12 protein-coding genes are annotated in these 19,203 nt (G+C 72.6%); 10 read left to right on the forward strand and 2 right to left on the reverse strand.

Annotated elements, in window-relative coordinates; translation table 11 throughout:
- Window positions 1-48 precede the first annotated feature (48 nt).
- From ACFQ8Y_RS16360 to ACFQ8Y_RS16380, 5 genes are all read left to right on the forward strand, one after another.
- A complete protein-coding gene (locus ACFQ8Y_RS16360; protein ID WP_430548948.1) occupies window positions 49-1,047 on the forward strand; it encodes an ABC transporter permease in 999 nt (332 codons plus the stop codon).
- Window positions 1,040-2,008, forward strand: coding sequence for an ABC transporter ATP-binding protein (locus tag ACFQ8Y_RS16365; protein WP_430548949.1), 969 nt, complete (start codon window positions 1,040-1,042; stop codon window positions 2,006-2,008). The genes ACFQ8Y_RS16360 and ACFQ8Y_RS16365 overlap by 8 nt, the downstream gene beginning before the upstream one ends.
- Window positions 2,009-2,227: 219 nt before the next feature.
- Entirely contained in the window at window positions 2,228-2,566 is a 339-nt protein-coding gene (locus tag ACFQ8Y_RS16370; protein ID WP_430564056.1) for a hypothetical protein, read from the forward strand.
- A 14-nt stretch (window positions 2,567-2,580) separates the two neighbouring features.
- A complete protein-coding gene (locus ACFQ8Y_RS16375) occupies window positions 2,581-7,665 on the forward strand; it encodes a CDP-glycerol glycerophosphotransferase family protein (RefSeq protein ID WP_430586156.1) in 5,085 nt (1,694 codons plus the stop codon).
- Complete coding sequence (locus ACFQ8Y_RS16380) at window positions 7,658-10,300, forward strand: glycosyltransferase (protein ID WP_430586157.1); 2,643 nt, start codon at window positions 7,658-7,660, stop codon at window positions 10,298-10,300. The genes ACFQ8Y_RS16375 and ACFQ8Y_RS16380 overlap by 8 nt, the downstream gene beginning before the upstream one ends.
- A 24-nt stretch (window positions 10,301-10,324) precedes the next feature.
- Here ACFQ8Y_RS16380 and cysC read toward each other — a convergent pair whose 3' ends face one another.
- Window positions 10,325-11,614: an adenylyl-sulfate kinase gene (cysC, locus tag ACFQ8Y_RS16385; protein WP_430586158.1), complete on the reverse strand. Its 1,290-nt coding sequence runs from the start codon at window positions 11,612-11,614 to the stop codon at window positions 10,325-10,327.
- Entirely contained in the window at window positions 11,611-12,579 is a 969-nt protein-coding gene (locus ACFQ8Y_RS16390) for a sulfite exporter TauE/SafE family protein (protein WP_430586159.1), read from the reverse strand. Before ACFQ8Y_RS16390 ends, cysC begins: the two co-directional genes overlap by 4 nt.
- Window positions 12,580-12,709: 130 nt before the next feature.
- Between ACFQ8Y_RS16390 and ACFQ8Y_RS16395 the strand changes: the two genes are divergently transcribed.
- The 5 genes from ACFQ8Y_RS16395 (at window position 12,710) to ACFQ8Y_RS16415 (ending at window position 19,198) form a co-directional block, all read left to right on the forward strand.
- Window positions 12,710-13,615, forward strand: a complete 906-nt coding sequence (locus ACFQ8Y_RS16395; RefSeq protein WP_430586160.1) for an inositol monophosphatase family protein — start codon at window positions 12,710-12,712, stop codon at window positions 13,613-13,615.
- On the forward strand, window positions 13,612-14,514 hold the full coding sequence (cysD, locus tag ACFQ8Y_RS16400; RefSeq protein WP_430586161.1) for a sulfate adenylyltransferase subunit CysD: 903 nt from the start codon (window positions 13,612-13,614) through the stop codon (window positions 14,512-14,514). The genes ACFQ8Y_RS16395 and cysD overlap by 4 nt, the downstream gene beginning before the upstream one ends.
- A gap of 3 nt (window positions 14,515-14,517) precedes the next feature.
- Entirely contained in the window at window positions 14,518-15,831 is a 1,314-nt protein-coding gene (gene cysN / locus ACFQ8Y_RS16405) for a sulfate adenylyltransferase subunit CysN (protein ID WP_430586162.1), read from the forward strand.
- A 16-nt stretch (window positions 15,832-15,847) separates the two neighbouring features.
- On the forward strand, window positions 15,848-16,876 hold the full coding sequence (locus ACFQ8Y_RS16410; RefSeq protein ID WP_430586163.1) for a sulfotransferase family 2 domain-containing protein: 1,029 nt from the start codon (window positions 15,848-15,850) through the stop codon (window positions 16,874-16,876).
- Window positions 16,877-17,128: 252 nt separating this feature from the next.
- A complete protein-coding gene (locus tag ACFQ8Y_RS16415) occupies window positions 17,129-19,198 on the forward strand; it encodes a CDP-glycerol glycerophosphotransferase family protein (protein ID WP_430586164.1) in 2,070 nt (689 codons plus the stop codon).
- The last annotated feature ends 5 nt before the right edge of the window (window positions 19,199-19,203 follow it).

Here is a 19,203-nt window from a genome sequence, read left to right on the forward strand (position 1 = left end):
GGCCCGGCAGCCGCTGGCCGTACCTCGAAAGACGGGTATGCAAGTTACGTGACCACCGACACCACCACGGACGCCACCTCGGGTGACCGCGGGAAGCCGGAGCCCGGTCGTGACCCGCTCCGCCCGCCGGAGCCGCTCGTGCCGGCCACGACGTCGCAGGAGCGACGGGCGATCGCGGAGCAGTTCGGGCTGCAGCAGATGGGCGTGCGCCCGCCGCTCGGCAAGTACATCCGCGACGTCGCCTCCCGCTGGGCGTTCATCCGCGTCCTCGGCACCGCGACGGCCTACTCCAAGAACCAGAACAACTATCTGGGCCAGCTGTGGGCCGTCCTCAACCCGATCCTCAACGCGACCGTCTATGTGCTGATCTTCGGCATCCTGCTCGGGGCGAACCGCGGTGTGGAGAACACCATCGCGTTCATCACCATCGGGACGTTCCTGTACCGGTTCTTCGAGCAGTCGGTGCACGCCGGGTCGCGGTCGATCGCGCAGAAGACCAACCTCATCCGGTCGCTGCACTTCCCGCGCGCCGTGCTGCCCATCGCCCAGGTGGTCTCGCTGCTCACCACCCTCGTGCCGGCCCTGGTGGTCATGTGCGCGATCGTGCTGCTCAGCGGGCTGCTCCCGGCGTACCCGACGGTGCACGTCACGTGGAGCTGGCTCCTGCTGCCGGCCATCGTGGCGCTGATGTGGATCTTCAACACGGGCATCGCCTTCATCGTGGCCCGCGCCGTGGCGATCACTCCCGACCTGGACAACATCATCGGCTTCGTGCTGCGCCTCGTGATGTACGCCTCCGGCGTGATCTTCCCGGTGATGCACTACGTCAAGGACCTGCCCGCCCAGGCGGCGGCCATCGTCGGACCGATCCTCGAGTACCAGCCGATCGGCGTGTTCCTCTACGTGGCCCGCTCGATCCTCACGCAGGAGCCGTCCATGCCGCAGGACCCGTGGATGTGGTTGTGGGCGGCCGGCTGGGCGATCGTGACCTTCGTGGTCGGGTTCATCGTTTTCTGGCGCGGAGAGGAGCGGTACGGCCGTGACTGAGTCCGACCTTCATCTCGACGTCGACCTCGACGAGGACTTCGAGCCCGAGGATCTCGAGGGCCCGAAGCCCGTCGCGACCGTCGGCGACCCGGTGCTCGTCGTCGACGACCTGCACATCGTCTACCGCGTCTTCGGCGGCAAGGCGAAGCAGGTCGCCGCCAAGGGCGCCGACAACGTGCGCGAGGCCAAGGCGCCGAAGCGTTCCCTCCTGCGCCGCCTGGTGAGCTCGACGTCGCAGCACGTGGGCGCGGTGAGCGAGGTGCACGCCGTGCGCGGCATCTCCTTCGTCGCCCGGCACGGGGAGTCCATCGGCATCGTCGGCATCAACGGCTCCGGCAAGAGCACGTTGCTGCGCGCCATCACCGGCCTCATCCCGCCGCGGTCCGGCGGCGTGTACGTGGCGGGGGAGCCGGCACTGCTCGGCGTCAACGCCGCGCTGATGCCGCAGCTCACGGGCGAGCGGAACATCTGGATCGGCGGCCTGGCTCTCGGCCTCACCCCCAAGCAGGTCGAGGAGCGCTTCGACGAGGTCGTGGAGTTCGCGGACATCGGCGACTTCGTCTACATGCCCATGAAGACGTACTCCTCCGGCATGGGCGCCCGGCTGCGGTTCGCGATCTCCTCGGCCGCGACGCCGGACATCCTCATGATCGACGAGGCGCTGGCCACCGGTGACGCGGCGTTCAAGGCCCGCTCCAAGGCCCGCATCGACGAGGTGCGCAAGAACGCGGGCACGATCTTCCTCGTCAGCCACTCGATCAGCACGATCGAGGCGATGTGTACCCGCGTCCTCTGGGTGCACCAGGGGGAGCTCGTCATGGACGGCGGCACGGAGGACGTGCTCGCCGAGTACCGCAAGTTCGTCCGCGCGCACCGCCTGGCCCGTTCGTCCGCACGCGCCGGCGGGGTCGGTCCGCGCGCCCGCACCAAGCAGCGTGCCAAGAAGCAGGCCGGGCCGTGATCTCGGGGAGGTCGCCCGGTCGCTGAGGCCGGCGGACCCACCGGTTACCATGGGCCCGCGAGCGGCCCCTGCCGCGGTCGGTGTCGGCCGATCAGGGTCAGAGCCGTTCGACAGGGATGGCGCGCCAGCGTCCGTCAACCGTCCACCGCATGCTAGGTGTCTTCCACTATGTCTTTTTCGCCTCGCCAGATCGCCGCTGTCGCTCTGATGGCGGTGTGCATGGTCGTCGCCGTGCTCGTGTGCCTGCTCGCCCCGGTACGGGTGGGCCTCGTCGCCGTGCTGGTCACGATCGGGGTCTGCACGGCGATCGTCCTGCTGTTCCTGCGCAAGGTGCTCTCGGCCGTCTACCGGCTCGGGCAGAACGGCGCACGGAAGGAGTCCGAGGCGTCGCGCTCGACGGCCCGGGCGACGGAGCGCGAGCTCGCCCTGGTGAACGAGCGTCTCGAGCGGATCGAGCAGCACCTCCCCGAGCGGCTGGCGGCACGGATCGCGTTCGAGCTCACGCAGTCTGAGCGGGACTCGTCCGGCCTCCGGGCGTCCGGCTCGGCCGACCTCTAGGACGCGGCACCGACATGTCCCTCCCCGCAGCGCCTCAGTCGTTCGCGCACGCGCACCCCGACGTTCCCGCACCGGCGTTCCAGGAGCTCACGCCCGAGGAGTTCCTCGTGCGGAACCGGCAGTCGCCGTGGCGTGCGCTCGCCGTCGGCAGCCGGATGCGCTCCGCCGCCTACCTGGACCTCCTCGCGCTGGACGCCACCGGCGCCACCCATCGCTGGGAGGCGCTGCGCCAGGCCATCGAGTCCGGGGTCTCCCGGGAGCAGATGCTGCGCTGGGACGTCCCCCGGGTGCTCTGCGCGGCGCTGCTCGCCTGCGTGCTCGAGCCCGAGGAGGCTCACCTCCAGGCCGCCACGAAGGTCCTGCTCACGGCGCTCGACCGTTCGCAGCTGTGGGAGCCCGACGCGTCGGCGGCGCTGCGGCTCGCCACCCAGGTCGCGGTGATCACTCGTGCCGAGGCGCTGTTCGAGGAGCTGGCCTCGCTCCCCACCGCCGAGGAGAGGATCGCGTGGGCGGGCCGTACCGACCTGCTGCGGCCGCCCGGTCTGGCGGACCGCACGGGCGCTGGTCCGGCCCCGGTCGACGGCGACCGGCTCGAGCGCTGGTGGGCCCAGTTCAACAAGCCGTTCACGGACCGCGGTCTCGCCCCGTTCGTGCTCGCCGTCGACGACCTGGGCGGAGCCGGCGAGGTCTTCGCGAGCATCGAGGCCCCCGAGGCCGCGCCGTGCAGCGTGCCGCGCGACGAGCAGCCCCTGGTGTCGGTCGTCGTGCCGACCTACAACCCGGACCGCGGCTTCCGCCACACGATCGACTCGCTGGTCCGCCAGTCGTGGTCGAACCTCGAGATCCTGGTGGTCGACGACTGCTCCACGGACGGTCGGGAGCACCTGGACGCCGCCGCCGCGACGGACCCCCGGGTGCGGGTCGTCGCGCGCGAGCACAACGGCGGTACCTACCAGGCGCGGAACTCGGGGCTCCGGGAGGCGCGGGGCGAGTACGTGACCTTCCAGGACGCGGACGACGTCTCGCACACGCAGCGCATCGAGCGGCAGCTCCTCCCGCTGCTCGCGGACCCGCGCAAGATGGCGTCCGCGTCGAAGAGCCAGCGGGTGCTGGGCACGGGCGGCGTCACCTATCTCGGCTATCTGCCGGAGCGGGCCAACGAGTCGTCGCTCCTGTTCCGCCGGGAGGCCGTGCTCGACCGGCTCGGCCGGTTCGACGACGTGCGGAAGGCCGGGGACAGCGAGTTCTCCGAGCGCCTGAAGCGGGCCTTCGGGAAGTCCTCCGTGGTGAACGTGCGCGAGCCGCTCTGTCTGGTCCAGCTCAAGGCCGGCTCGCTCTCGCGCTCCGACTTCCGGCCGAACTGGATGGCGGGGGCGCGGTTCGCCTACAGCAAGCAGTTCGGCGCCGCCCACAGCCGCATCAAGGCCGCGGGCTCCGAGCACTGGAAGCTCGACGACTCGCGTCCGTCGATCTGCTGGGCGCCGCCGGGGGTCCGGGGAGAGCAGCCGCCGCAGCGCCTGTCGCACGCGGTGCTGGCCGACTGGAGCTCCGCCCTCGAAGGCTCGCGGGACGGCCTGCGCCGGATCCGGGCCCTCCTGCCCGGGACGGACGGCCCCGTCGGCCTGCTGAGCGGGTTCCGTCCCCGGTCCAGCCGCAGCCTCCGCACCGTCCAGTCGCGACGCCGGATCACCGACGCGGTCGAGCAGGGCGAGCTCCGGTGGATGAGCTGGCGCGACACGACCCACGTCGACACCCTGATCGTCGACAACCCGGAGTACCTCCTCGCGCTCCCCGCCGAGCCCGAGGTCGGGATCGTCGTCGACCGGGTGCACGTCGTGCTCGACGAGACCGTGCGGCGCGCGGACGAGTCCCTGCTCCCGCCGGTCGCCTGGTGCGAGGAGCAGGTCCGGACCGTCTTCGGCGCGCGCGTCAGCTGGATGGTCTCGTCGCCCGAGCTGTTCCGGTACCTCCAGGGCAAGGGGGTCGACGTCGCGCTCGTCCAGGGACGAGCGGCCGCGCGGAGCGCCCTTGGGGACCACCCGAGGATCGGTGTGGTCCTGCCCAGGCACGTCGACCTCGCGGACTGGAACCTCGACGTCCTGCGGTCCGTGTTCGTCGGCTCCGGCGCCTCCCAGGTCGTGTTCTACGACGAGGGACGGCGGCTGACCGCGGAGCGGGCCGACGCCGCGGGGATCACGGTGGTGCCGAGCGACCAGCTCGACCGTGCGGAGTTCCTGGACAGCGTCGACGTCCTCGTGCCCGACATGTTCGGCCAGCGGCTCTATGCCGCCGAGTCCTGGTTGTGGCTCGCGCGCGAGCACGACGTGGTGCCGCTGCTGCCGGACGGGCTCGAGACGGTGCAGCAGGTCCCGGTGCTGCGGTACTCCGAGTTCGGTGCGGGGGAGGTGGTCACGGCCCTGGCCGCCGATCCCGACCTCGCCCGGCGTCTCCCGGGCGCGGGGGCGACCGACGCGCGCGTCGAGGGCCCCACGACGGGGACGGCCGGCCCCACGACGAACCAGGGACCGCGCCATACGACCAAGATCCGCTACGTCGTCGTCGGCGAGGACGGGACGCTGGCGCACCTGCGGACCCGGCTCTCCGTCGCGCAGGTCGAGCGGGACGCGGATCTCCGCACGGTGCAGGACCGCTCCTTCGACGCGCTCGTGGAGGCAGGGGTCTTCGCCGGCCTGGCTCCGGGCGACAGGCTGTGCCTCGTCGACGCCGGGGTGGAGTTCGAGGCGGACTCGTTCGACCGCCTGGACGCCGAGGCGGCCGAGGACCTGCACGTCTTCACCGACGCGACCGCGGGCCACACGCTCCACGCGAAGGTCGACCTCGGCGGACGGGTGCCCCTCACCGAGCACGCCCCGCTGTGGGTGGGCTCCAGCCCGGTGCTCGTCCGCGCGGACATCCTCTGGGCCGCCGTCCGGAAGCACCCGGCCGCGCGCACGCGCGGCCTCGCCTTCGCCGCCGCGCTGTCGATCAGCGGCGGGTTCGGCGTGCTCGGCGAGGTGCGCTCCCACGGCGTGCTCGACGACGGCGCCGAGCAGTCCGCCGAGGTGCTGACCCGGGACTGGTACCTCGACTTCGCGCGGGACTGGGCGGACCTCCTCGAGGCGACGGACGCTCTCGGCGCGAGCCACACCTACCTCCAGCGCCTGTTCGTGCACCTGCTCGCCGGGCGGGTCCGGCACAACACCGGCGGCACGCCGAAGCGCATCTTCGCCGAGGAGGACCTCGCCGCCTACGAGCGCGTCCTCTCGCGTGCGCTGCGGCACACGGCCGACGAGCTGATCTGGTCCCCCCGACGCCCCACCCGGATCCCGTCCCCGATCGTGCGCATGCACCTGCTGCGGCTCAAGCACGGGGCGGCCTTCGAGCCGGCCCTGGGCCACGACGTGCAGGGCCCGTTCGCGGAGTTCCGAGGGCTGGAGCTGGAGCGTCCGGACGACGTGACCGTCTCGATCGACTCGATGGCCGCCCGCGACGGCGTCCTGACGGTCAGGGGCCGGATCCCGCTGGCCTTCAACCACCCGGGGCACCGGCTGGAGGTGCACGTGGGCGGGCGCTCGATCCCGCTCGTCGACCGGCAGCGCTACGCCGACACCTCGCTGCACGGGGTCGCGCTCCACCGCGCCTTCACCTTCACGGCGTCGGTCCCGTTCGCCGAGGCCACGGAGCGGCTGGAGTTCCGGTACGCGTCGTCGGACGCGTGGTACACCCCGCTGCGCCTGCGCTTCACGCGGGCGACCGCCAAGCTCAGCGGCGAGCCCGCGGCGTACTGGGCCGTGCCCGGACTCGGGATCCTGACGGTGGGTCGCCGCGGGATCGACATCGCGCCCTACTCGGAGTCGGCCCGGGACGCGGCCGAGCAGAACCTGCAGCGGTCGCTGCGGGAGTCCGGCGACCCGGTGCGGATCGAGGCCGCACGGCTCCGCGGCGAGTACTTCACGACCCTGCCCGCCTACCGCGGCCGCAGGATCTGGATGTACGCGGACCGCATCGTCAAGGGCGGCGACAACGGCGAGTACGCGTACCGCTACGCGCAGGCACAGCGCGACGGGGCCGAGACGCACTACGTGGCCCAGCCGGGCACGGCCCTCGCGGCGCAGCTCGACGCCGACGGCGTGGAGTACCTCGCCTTCGGGACGGACCGGCAGCGGCTGCACTACCTCCACGCGTCGATCGTCTTCGCCACGCGCATCGGGACGAGCAACACCTTCGGGTTCCAGCTCGACCAGACGTACTTCCGCGACCTGTTCGACGCGCGCGTCGTCTACATCAATCACGGGCTCGTCGTGGACAAGCTCGACAACCTGCTGAACATCGGGTACTCGAACTTCGAGCGGGTCCTGGTGGTCTCCGAGCTCGAGCGCCGGAACCTGCTCCAGCCGAACTACGGCTACGAGGCCGACCAGGTCGAGGTCACGGGGTTCGCGCGCTACGACGGGCTCCGTTCCCGGGCGGAGCGGACGATCCTCCTCGCGCCGACCTGGCGGACGTACCTGCACAGCCCGCAACGGGGCGTCGAGCAGACCCTCAGCCACCGCGCCTTCCGGAAGACCGACTACTTCCAGGTCTTCCACTCGCTCATCAACAGCCCGAGGCTGCACGCGGCCCTGGAGAAGCACGGCTACCGCTTCCTCTTCCTCCTCCACCCCAACACCGGGACGCAGCTGACGGACTTCGTCTCGCAGAGCGAGCTCGTCGAGGTGCGTGCCGCCACGGAGGACGTCAGCTACGAGCAGCTCCTCACCGGGTCGGACCTCATGATCACCGACTACTCCGGGGTCCAGTTCGACTTCGCGCAGATGCACAAGCCGGTGCTGTACTACCAGCCCGACTCGATCCCGCCCCACTACCCCGCCGCGTCGTTCGACTACGCGACCGACGCGTTCGGCGAGGTCGCGAAGGAGGAGTCGGACCTGCTCGACCTGCTGGAGCGCTACCTGGAGCGGGGCTGCGCGCCGGAGCCGGAGTTCGAGCAGCGGGTCGAGACGTTCTTCTCCTACTTCGACCACGAGAACTCGAGGCGGATCTACGAGGTCGGGCTGGAGATCGAAGGCCTGAAGGAGCGGAAGGGCCGCGATGACTGACATCGACAGGACAGACATCGACAGGACGGACATCAATCGCCCCGACGGCGAGTGGGACGGCCTGGCACCCCACACGAGCCTCGTCATCGCCTGCTACCGCGTCGGCCCGTACCTTCCCGCGTTCCTCCGGTCGCTCGAGGAGCAGGTCGCGGCGCACGCGGGCTACGAGCTGATCTTCGTCATCGACGGCTGCCCCGAGGACTCGGAGGAGGTGGTGCGGGCGTGGATGCCCACCACCGACTACGCGGTCCGGGTCGTCACGAAGGAGAACGGGGGCGTGGCCTCGGCGCGGAACACGGGCCTCGCCTGGGCCCGCGGCACCTGGGTCTCGCACCCGGACCCCGACGACCGGCTGGACCCCCGGTACCTGCTCGAGATCGAGCAGGCACGGGAGCGGTTCCCGGACGAGACGATGTACGTGGGCCGGGCGATCCTCACCTCGCCCGACGGTTCCACGATCGGGCACACGCTGGACGCCCGGTACGTCGGCGCCCCCAGCTCGGTCGTCGACCTGCACCGGGAGCCGCGCAAGATCCACACGCTCGGTGGGGTCGCGTTCTTCCGCCACGACGTGATCGTTCGCCACGGCCTCCGTTTCGACGAGCAGATCCTGCAGTCCTCCGACACCGACATGATCGGGCACTTCCTGCTGTGCAACGGCGCGCGGTACGTGCTGGTCCCGGGGGCGGAGTACTTCTACCTCCGCCGTGCCGACGCGTCCTCGATCGTGTCCAAGCACAGCGGCAACATGTCCCGCTACGCGTCGCTGTTCGGGATCTCGCACCGCGGCATGCTCGACCGTGCCGGCGACGAGTGCCCGCCGTGGCTGGCGAACCTGCTGCTGTACTTCGTGTTCATGCTGTTCCGGCGGAACCGACGCGTGAACACCCCCGTCGACCTCGCCTCCGAGGAGCAGCTGGCCCTCATCCGTGAGCGTCTGACCGAGAACCTGCGGCAGATCGGCGCGGCCAACATCCAGGGCTTCGACATCTTCGCCGTGCCGCTGGAGATGCGGCTCGCGTGGCTCGCCGCCGTCGAGGAGGTCACGTCCTCGCCCGTGGAGCGGCTGCGCTGGCACCCCGAGAGGGGCGCGTGGCGCGCGGCCGTCTACGGCAGCGCCAGCGACTTTCCGGAGCTGCAGGTCGTCGTCGGCGACGCCGAGGTCCTCGAGACCAGGAGCCGCGGGATCGAGTTCCTCGGGAAGACCTGGCTGTACCAGCTGGTGCTGCTCGTGCGGATGGAGCGGGGGGACGAGGTCGGCCTGGCCTCGACCGACCCGCGCTTCACGCTCGATCTCGACGGCACGATCCTGAAGGCCGGCGCCGTCGACGAGCGTGCCGGGAGGCGGCCGCCCATCGACGTCAAGCCCGCGGCGCCGAAGGCCGGTCCGACCACGACCACGACCACGGCCGCGTCGCCGGCCCCGACCCCCGCGCCGGGCTCGGCCCCCAGGCCCGCCGCCGCGCGGTGGCGGCGCCTCGCACGGGCCGTGACGGGATCCGTGCGGACCGCGGTGCCGCCGCAGGCCGGCGTGCCTGCCGGGCCGGCGGCCACGCGCGGCGAGACCTGGGTGTTCGTCACGGGCGACGACGCCGACGCCTCGCCGTCGCAGAGCGAGCTGCTCTACGAGTACGTGCGGGAGCAGGTGTCCGACGTCGAGGTGCGGTTCGTGACCGAGGCGGGGTCGGAGGCCGAGTCGCGGCTGCGCCGGGCGGACGTCGGGTGCGTGACCGCCGGCTCGCCCGAGCACGCGGCTCTCCTGCGCCGGGCGGACCTCCTGGTCACGTCCCGCATGTCACGGCGCGCCCACACCCCGCTGCCGGGGCAGGGGATCCCGCGCGAGTGGCGCGTGGCGCTGCTGCCCGCCGGCGGGGTCGGCAGGCTGCTCCACCGGGACTCCTGGGCGTCGCAGGCCGACCTCATCACCGTCTCGTCGGCGATCGAGCTCGTCCGAGCAGGCGGCCCCTACGGGAACCAGGCCTACCTCCCGAGCGAGGTCGCGCTGACGGGGCTGCCCTCGCACGACCGGCTCGAGGAGCTGCGGGCGCCGGCCGAGCACATCGTCGTCCTGCCCGGCTGGCGGGCGGACACGTTGCGGCCGTCGGACCCGGCCTCGGCCGGGCGGGCGGTCGACGAGTTCCGCGCCCTGCCGTTCGTCGCCGCCTGGCGCCAGCTCCTCGAGTCCGCCGAGCTCGCCGCTCTCGCCACCCGGGAGGGGCGCCGCGTCCGGTTGGTCCTCCCGTCGGGGGTCGGCCCCGAGGTCTTCTCACCCCCGCCCGGGGTGGAGGTCGTCCCTCAGGACGACCTGCTGGCGGCCCTGGCTTCGGCGGCGGTCCTCGTCACCGACTACTCCTCCGCCCGTGCGCTCGACCTCGCCTACCTCGGGCGGCCGACGGTCTATCTCCAGGTCGACCGGGAGGCCGTGCTCGGCGCCCCCGACAGCGCCCGCTCCCGGGCGGCGGGGTTCGAGACGTCCGGGTTCGGCCCGGTCGTCACGAGCCCCGAGGAGGCCCAGCGGGCCGTCGCCGACGTCCTCGGGGCCCTGCCCGACCTGTACGCGGAGCGCATCGACCGCGCGTTCGCCTACCGGGACGGCAAGGCGCGCGACCGGATCCTCGCGGCGCTGCGCGGCTGAGGCCCAGGCGACGGGCCTCCGCGGTCAGCGGGGCGGGCCGGACCGGTCGCCGCCGGCCGCGTCCAGCGCCGCGCGGACCCGCGCCACGGCGTCCTCGACGCTCACCCGTGCGGTGTCGATGACCAGGTCGGCGTCGGTCGGCGCCTCGTACGGCGAGGAGATCCCGGTGAAGTCGGGGATCTCGCCGCGCCGGGCCCTGGCGTAGAGGCCCTTGCGGTCGCGGGCCTCGCACACCTCCAGCGGCGTGCTGACGTGCACCAGCAGGAAGGTGCCGGCGGCCTCGGCGAGCTCGCGCACCCGGGTGCGGCCCGACGCGAACGGCGCGATGGGCGCCGCCACGGCGACACCCCCGTGCGAGGAGACGAGCGACGCGACGTAGCCGATGCGCTCCACGTTGAGCTCGCGGGAGGCCTTGTCGAAGCCGAGGCCCTTGGACAGGTGGTGGCGCACCTCGTCGCCGTCGAGCAGGGTGGTGTGCAGGCCCTCGTCGTCCAGCTCGGCGGCCAGCGCGCGGGCCACGGTCGACTTCCCGGACCCGGACAGGCCCGTGAAGAAGACCACCGCACCCCGCGGCCGGGCCGTGCCGGCGGCGCGCACCACCTCGGCCGCCGGTACCTCCGGGTAGAGCCCGGCGACCGCGTCGGACCAGAGTGTGCCGAGCCCCGCGACGGCGTCGCGCGCGGCGGGGGAGCGGTGCGCGACGAGCACCTCCGTCCGCACGGCGCCGTAGCGCGTGCCGACGTCCGTCCAGCGCAGCGCGTCCGGGGCGTCGGCGGGCCAGGGCACGACGACGACGCTCGCGTGGCGCGAGCCGTCGGCGAGCCGGTCGGCGAGGTCCCGGGCGACGCGCACCAGCCCGGGGGCTCCCACCTGCCCGGCGGCGGGGGACCGGCGCGCGGCGGGGACGAGCAGCAGCACGGCCCCGGCGTCGCCGACGAGCGCGGGCAGGGCGTCCACCTCCGAGCGCGTGGGCGGCTCGGACACGACCAGGGCGACGGGTGCGACGCCGTCGGGCACGTCGTCACGCACCGCGCGGGCCGTGCGACGCAGGGCGGGGTCCCAGTGCGGCCCGGCGGCCCGGGCGAACGGGCGCACGGCGCGCGGGGCCTCGTCGCCGGGGACGCCGACGACGGCGAGCGGCGTGTTCTCGGCGTCCGTGAGCGTCGCCGGGCCGGCGGGCAGCCCGGCGGGCGGGACCCAGGGGCCGCCGGCGAGGGCGAGCTCGAGGAGGTCCAGCTCGTCGGGGGACAGGACGCGGGTCACGGAAGGCAGGTCGGCGGGCAGGTCGGAGGGCACGGGCGTGGGCTCGGTCATGATCGCGTCGTCGTGTCCTTCTTCTCGGGGTTCGGTGCGGGAGCCGGGACGGTGCCGGGCGCCGTCGGCCTGGGCGGGAGCCGCTTGATGCGCTCCCGGACCACGATCCACAGCACGTTGCCGACCACGAGGGCGCCGACCGCGGCCGCGACGACGACGCCGAGCGAGGCGCCCAGCAGCTTCAGGCCGGAGGCCAGCAGGAGGATCGCGAGGGCACGGCGGATGATGCCGCCCGGGGCGCGGCTGGACACGTGGGCGCCGAACCAGGCGCCCGGGACGGCGCCGACCAGCAGCGACGTCGTCAGTCCGAGCTCGAAGTCCCCGTAGAGGATGTGGCCCAGCGACGCGGCCGCGACCAGCGGGACGGCCTGCACCAGGTCGGTACCCACCAGCTGGGAGGCCTTGAGGGCCGGGTAGAGCAGGAGCAGCACCACGATGATGATCGAGCCGGCGCCCACGGACGTGAGGCCGACCATGAGCCCGGCGACGGCGCCGAGGATCAGCGTGGGCACCTTGCGCACGACGACGTCCGGGCTGCTGGGCGCGGCGGGTCCTTCGCCGAGCGCGGTGCGGCGCTGGAGCATGCCGAGCACCGCCCGCACGACCAGCCCCGCCGAGGCGATGAGCAGCGCGACCCCGAGGATCTGCTTGAGCACCTCGTCGAACCCGTCGCCGAACGGCAGGTAGCGGATGAGCAGGGCACCGGAGAACGCGGCGGGCACCGAACCGATGCACAGCCACAGCACGAGCTGCAGGTTCACGGTGCGCCGGCGCAGGTGCACGACGGCGCCGGCGGGCTTCATGAACAGGCTGGCCACGACGTCGGAGGAGACGGCGGTGAGCGGGTCGACGCGAAAGACGAAGATGAGCATCGGCGTCATCAGGGCGCCGCCCCCCATGCCCGTGAGGCCCACGACGAAGCCCACGACGAGTCCGCCGACGATCAGCGGGAGGTCGAGGCTCAAAAGTGCACCATTCCTATCGGAAAAACAGAATTCAACAATGTGAACTCTCGGGGAATCGTCCAATTCGGAATGGTAGCGTCGGCCGCGGCCCGCCCGGGCCCCCGTCCAGAGCCTCAAGCCGAGGAGTCCCATGTCCGCGTCCGCCCCGTCCTTCCCGGACCCGGGCCTGCCCGACGGCGAGCTCGCCGTCGCGCTCGCGCAGGGGGCCGGTGAGGTGCTCCGCGGCCTGCGGGCAGAGGTCGACGCCGCCGGCGGAGCGTTCGTGGCGGGCGAGCTCAGGGACGCGGGCGACGCGGCCAGCCAGTCGTGGCTCGCCGCCGCGCTCGCGCACGCACGCCCGGCCGACGCCGTCCTCTCCGAGGAGGCCGCCGACTCCGCCGCTCGCCTGACGGCGGACCGCGTGTGGATCATCGATCCGCTCGACGGCACCCGCGAGTTCGCCGAGCGCGCCGGCGACGGCGCCCGCTGGCGGGACGACTTCGCGGTGCACGTCGCCCTCTGGGACCGCGGCGTCGCCCGCTCCGACCGGCTGGCCGCCGGGGCGGTCGGGCTGCCCGCCCGCGACGCCGTCCACAGCACCGTCACGACCGACGCCGGGCCGCGGCGGGCCGGCGACACGGACACGGACACGGACACGGACACGGACACGGACGCTGTCCTGGCCGGCCGCCGCCCGCTGCGCCTCGCCGCGAGCCGCAGCCGCCCGCCGCAGTTCGTGCAGGACCTCGCCGCCCGTGCCGACGTCGAGCTCGTGCCCATGGGGTCGGCAGGCGTGAAGGTCGTGTCCGTCGTGGACGGCACCGCGGACGCGTACGTGCACGCCGGCGGCCAGTACGAGTGGGACTCGGCGGCACCGGTCGCGGTCGCCCTCGCCGCGGGCCTCGAGTGCACCCGCCTGGACGGCACCCCGCTCGAGTACAACCGCCAGGACCCCTGGCTCCCCGATCTCTTCGTCAGCCACCCGGCCGTGGCGGCGCACCTGCGTGCGGCGCTGACGGAGGTCGGGGTCGACATCAAGGAAGGTGCCCAGCCGTGACGTCTCACGTCCTGAGCCAGCTCCGCAGCCTCGAAGCGGAGAGCATCCACATTTTCCGCGAGGTGGTCGCGGAGATGCAGCGCCCCTGTCTGCTGTTCTCGGGCGGCAAGGACTCGATCGTCATGCTCCACCTGGCCGCCAAGGCCTTCGCGCCGGCGCGGATCCCGTTCCCGATCATGCACGTGGACACGGGCCTGAACTTCCCGTCGGTGCTGGACACGCGCGACCGCTGGGTCGAGCGGCTCGGCGTCCAGCTCGTCGTCGCCTCCGTGCCGGAGGCCATCGAGCGCGGGCTGGTGCAGGAGGAGCCGAACGGCTCCCGCAACCGCATCCAGACCCCCGTGCTGCTGGAGGCCGCCGAGAAGAACGGCTTCGACGCGCTCTTCGGCGGCGGACGCCGGGACGAGGAGAAGGCGCGCGCCAAGGAGCGCGTGTTCTCCTTCCGCGACGACTTCGGCCAGTGGGACCCCAAGAACCAGCGCCCCGAGGTCTGGGACCTCTACAACGGGCGCGTCCACCAGGGCGAGTCGATCCGCGTGTTCCCGCTGTCCAACTGGACCGAGCTGGACATCTGGGCCTACATCGAGGCCGAGGGCATCGATCTCCCCGACCTGTACTTCGCGGCCGAGCGCGAGGTCGTGGACCGGGGCGGCATGCTGTTCGCGGTCAACGAGTTCACGCCGCTCAAGGACGGCGAGACCGCCGAGGTGCGGTCCGTCCGCTACCGCACGGTGGGGGACGCGAACCTCACCGCCGCCGTCGCGTCGACGGCGGCGACCCGTGCCGAGATCGTCGAGGAGGTCGCCGCCGTGCGCCTCACCGAGCGTGGCGCCACCCGTGGCGACGACAAGGTGAGCGAGGCCGCGATGGAGGACCGCAAGCGAGAGGGCTATTTCTAAGCCATGAGCACCGAGACCTTTACCGAGACCGCCTCCCCGGCGATCGACACCTCGGCCGACCTGCTGCGCTTCGCGACCGCGGGCTCCGTCGACGACGGCAAGAGCACCCTCATCGGCCGCCTGCTGTTCGACTCCAAGACGATCTTCGAGGACCAGCTCGAGTCGGTGGAGCAGGTCAGCAAGGACCGCGGCAACGACTACACCGACCTGGCGCTGCTCACCGACGGCCTGCGGGCCGAGCGGGAGCAGGGCATCACGATCGACGTCGCGTACCGCTACTTCGCCACGCCCCGGCGCAAGTTCATCATCGCGGACACCCCCGGCCACATCCAGTACACGCGGAACATGGTCACCGGGGCGTCGACGGCGGACGTCGCGCTCATCCTCGTGGACGCGCGCAAGGGCGTCATCGAGCAGAGCCGGAGGCACACGTTCCTCGCGACGCTCCTGGGCGTGCCGCACATCGTGGTCTGCGTGAACAAGATGGACCTCGTGGACTACGCCGAGGAGGCCTTCGAGAACATCCGCCGCGACTTCACGGACTTCGCCTCGCGTCTGCGCGTGCCGGACCTCACGTTCATCCCGATCTCGGCGCTCGTCGGCGACAACGTGGTGAACCGCAGCGAGAACATGCCCTGGTTCGACGGGCGCCCGCTGCTCAGCCACCTGGAGTCCCTGCACGTGGCGAGCGACCGCAACCTGCAGGACGTGCGGTTCCCGGTGCAGTACGTCATCCGGCCGCAGTCGCACGACGCACGCGACTACCGCGGGTACGCGGGCACCGTGGCCGGCGGGGTGCTGAAGAAGGGCGACAAGGTCCGGGTGCTGCCGTCCGGGCTCGAGACCACGATCGAGGGGATCGACACCGCCGACGGCCCGGTCGACGAGGCGTTCCCGCCGATGTCCGTGACGGTGCGGCTGGCGGACGAGATCGACATCTCGCGGGGCGACATGATCTGCCGCCCGAACAACTCGCCCGCGGCGCTCCAGGACATCGACGCCCAGATCTGCTGGATGGACGAGTCGGCGCCGCTGGTGCAGGGCAAGAAGTACGCGATCAAGCACACCACCCGGTGGGCGCGCGCCGTGGTGAAGGACGTCAAGTACCGCGTCGACGTCAACACGCTGCACCGCGACGAGGACGCGACCGAGATCCGCCTCAACGAGATCGGCCGCATCCAGCTGCGCGTCACGCAGCCCCTGTTCGTCGACCCCTATCGCCAGAACCGGCGCACGGGCGCGTTCATCCTGGTCGACGAGGCCACGAACAAGACCGTGGCGGCGGGGATGGTCGGGACCCTTCCGCACACCGCCTGAGGACGAGGTGATCGACATGGCCGTGACCGCGACCGCTCCGCTGACGGCGGAGCACGCGACCGCGCCCAACACCTGGGTGCTGCCGGAGCACAAGGTCCTGTTCACGCACCTGGCGAAGAACGCGTGCACGAGCCTGAAGTGGCTCGTCGCGGAGCTCAGCGGACAGGACCCGGAGCAGTTCACCAGCGTGCTGAGCTGCGAGGCGACGCCGCGCATGATGATCCACCACCGTCGGCTCTGGCGCGGCGTGCGGTCGCTCAAGCAGCTCGAGCCGGCCGAGCGGGCGGAGATCTCCCCCGCGAACGGCTGGTTCGTCTTCGCGGTCGTGCGCGACCCGCGCCTGCGGGCGTTCTCGGCGTGGCAGTCCAAGTTCCTCGTGGGCGACCCCGTGTACACGGGGCGGAAGTTCGCCGGGGCCGAGTGGCTGCCGGACGCGCCGGGCTCCGTCGAGGACGTGGTCCGCGACTTCGCGCGGTTCGTCGAGGTGCTGCGCGACCCCCGCGGCCCGGTCCGCGACACGCACTTCGCGCCCCAGTCGACGCGGCTGCACGAGGACACGATCCCGTACTCGCGTCTCTACGACATCAGCGAGATCCCCACGCTGCTCGGTGACCTGAGCGCCCATCTCGACGAGGTCGGGCGCCCGCACGAGGTGTCCCTCGGCCGGGAGAACGACACCCCGCTCAAGGCGGCGTCCGAGGTGTTCGAGGGCGGCGTGCGCGAGGCGCTCGAGGAGATCTACGCCGCCGACGTCGACCGCTTCGGCGACCGGTGGGACTTCGACCCCGTGATGCAGGAGCCGGCGCGGTGGTCGGCGTCGGACTTCCGCGACATCGCCGCGCGCCGCAGCCTCGGGGAGCGGATCGCCACCCTGTACGGGATCGCGAAGGACGAGCGCGACGAGATCAAGGACCTGAAGCAGGAGCGGGCCGGGCTGGTCCGCGCCAACAGGGACCTGGAGCACAGCCTCGCGCAGGCGACGCGGACGCCGCTGAGGCGCGTCGCCTCCAGGGCGAAGCGCATGGTGACGCGCTCGGGCGACTAGCGGTGCCGGGGCGCCCGACGCGGGCCGGGGACGACCTAGACTGTCGTGGCCGCCGCGGTGTGTCCGCGGGTAGTCGTGGGGAGTATCGATGGCTCGACTGGAGCGCGGGTGCGACACGCCGTCGCGCCCCGACGCGTGCAGGCCTGCGCTCGTCGTCCGCGCGGCGCGGCCGCGGTGAGGCGAGGAGGGCTCCGTCGATGGGCCCGTCGAACGGCACGTGCTCTGCGCCCGGCATCGGTCGCGGGGTCGGGCATGCAGCGCCTCGAGGTGGGCCTCCGCGACGGTGACGTCGTCGTCGAGGGGACCGCGGTGCGTCCCGGCTGGAAGGTCGGCGAGCTGTCGGCGGTCTTCCGCGGCAGCGGGGTCGAGGTCCGGGTCCCGGCGAGCGGTCTCGAGACGTTCTCGGCGCGGCTGTCGCTGGACGAGCTGCGGCGCCGCTCCGTGCCCGGGGACGACGTCGCCGACCTGTGGTTGCACCCGGTGCCGACCGCGGGTGGCGCGGCCTCGCGCCGGGGCGCCGCCGAGGCGACCGCCCCCGTCCGGCTCGGCAACTTCCGGTCGACGACGCGGGTCGACGTCGCGCGGTCGTCCGGAGCCGGCGCGGCCGACGACCGCCTGGCGGTGACACAGAACGGCAACCTCAGCGTGCTCCTGGGAGGCGCCCCGGCGCGCAAGTTCCTCATCGACGTGGACGGGCTGCGCCTGGGCGCCGACGGCGTGGCCCTGCGGCTGCGGGTCCGCGGCGCCGATCGTGGTGCCCGTGCCGCCCGGCTGGTGGCGGCGTCCCGCGAGACGGGACGACGGTACGACTTCGACGTGCCCCTCGAGGAGATGCCCGACGAGTCCCGTCGTGACCGAGGGCGGTTCGTCCACCGTGGGGCCCTCGCGCTGCCGGTGTCCGCGCTCGTGACCCGTCTCGACGCGCGGGACGAGACGCTGGACCTCAGCGTCGAGGTCGAGGACCCGGAGGGCCGTGTCCAGGCCCGCCGCATCGGGACCAGGGGGCACCCGGTCGTGCTCCGGCCAGGCCGAGCCCTCGTCGGGGGCGTCGTCACGCAGCTGCTTCCCTACGAGACCTTCCGCGGGTCCAACGTGTCCGTGCGGGTCGAGCGCACGTCGCCGGAGGCCGACGCGTACCTGCGGCGATGGACCCGCCTCGCCTGGATCCTTCCGCTGGTCCGCCCGTTCCTCGGGATCTGGCTCATCGGGGAGCTGCCGTACAAGGCGCAGGACAACGGCTACCACCTCTTCCGGTGGCTCCGGGAGCACGAGCCGCGGCGACGCGCCTACTACGTCGTCGCCGAGGACGCGCCCGACCGTGCCAGGCTCGACGGCCTCGGCAACGTCGTGCTCCACGGCTCGCGCGAGCACGTCCGCGTGGCGTTCCTGGCCTCGCGGATCGCCGGGACGCACCACGCCGAGTACCTCCTGCCGTCGCGGCACCCGGCCGTCGTCGCCCGGGTGCGGGCCGTGCGCGTCTTCCTGCGCCACGGGATCTCCGGCACGAAGAACATGACGGCCAACTACGGGCGCTTCGCCCCGGGCTTCGCCACCGACCGGTTCCACGTCAGCTCGGACCGGGAGCGACGCGTCGCCGTCGACGCGTTCGGGTACCGGCCCGCGCAGGTGCGGGTGACGGGGCTGCCGCGGTTCGACCACCTGCTCGCACCGCTCGACCGGGTCCCGGAGGGCCTGCTCGTCATCCCGACCTGGCGAGAGTGGCTGGGCAACCGCGACCGGTTCCTGGACAGCGAGTACCGCGCGCGGTGGCAGGAGTTCCTCGGCCACCCGCGCCTCGCGCGGGCGATGCGCGACGGCCTCCGCGTGACGTTCATCCTCCACCCGAACATGCGGCACTACGTCGACCTGTTCGACGTGGAGGGGGTCCGCGTGCTCCAGCAGGGGGAGGTCGACGTGCAGACGCTCCTGCGGGAGCACGCCGGCCTCGTCACCGACTACTCGTCCGTGGCCTTCGACTTCGCGCTGCAGCGGCGACCGGTCCTCTACTTCCAGTTCGACCAGGCGCGGTTCTTCGGGGACCAGGGGTCGTTCCTCGACCTGGACGCGGACCTCCCGGGGACGATCGTCACCGACGTCGACCGGCTGGTCGAGGAGGTCGAGACGAGGGCTGCCGACGGTTTCACGATGCCGGAGGAGCACTGGGCCCGCGCGCAGCGGTCGGTTCGATACCACGACCGCCACAACTGCGAGCGGGCGGCCGAGTCCGTGCGCACGGCGGGCGGCCCCAGGGTCCTGTGGTGGCGGTGGACGGACCGGCGACGGTCCGACCGGAAGGCCCCGGGGAACGGGGGAGCGTCGTGAGACGA

This window comes from Isoptericola sp. NPDC056605 (assembly GCF_042792795.1).
In the GTDB taxonomy this organism is placed as follows: domain Bacteria; phylum Actinomycetota; class Actinomycetes; order Actinomycetales; family Cellulomonadaceae; genus Isoptericola.

Bases quoted from the DNA above. Each gene is read 5' to 3' on its own strand.
- ACFQ8Y_RS16370 (WP_430564056.1), top strand. From the start codon at position 2,228: ATGGTCGTCGCCGTGCTCGTGTGCCTGCTCGCCCCGGTACGGGTGGGC.
- ACFQ8Y_RS16375 (WP_430586156.1), top strand. From the start codon at position 2,581: ATGTCCCTCCCCGCAGCGCCTCAGTCGTTCGCGCACGCGCACCCCGAC.
- ACFQ8Y_RS16380 (WP_430586157.1), top strand. From the start codon at position 7,658: ATGACTGACATCGACAGGACAGACATCGACAGGACGGACATCAATCGC.
- cysC (WP_430586158.1), bottom strand. From the start codon at position 11,614: ATGACCGAGCCCACGCCCGTGCCCTCCGACCTGCCCGCCGACCTGCCT.
- ACFQ8Y_RS16395 (WP_430586160.1), top strand. From the start codon at position 12,710: ATGTCCGCGTCCGCCCCGTCCTTCCCGGACCCGGGCCTGCCCGACGGC.
- cysN (WP_430586162.1), top strand. From the start codon at position 14,518: ATGAGCACCGAGACCTTTACCGAGACCGCCTCCCCGGCGATCGACACC.
- ACFQ8Y_RS16410 (WP_430586163.1), top strand. From the start codon at position 15,848: ATGGCCGTGACCGCGACCGCTCCGCTGACGGCGGAGCACGCGACCGCG.
- ACFQ8Y_RS16415 (WP_430586164.1), top strand. From the start codon at position 17,129: ATGCAGCGCCTCGAGGTGGGCCTCCGCGACGGTGACGTCGTCGTCGAG.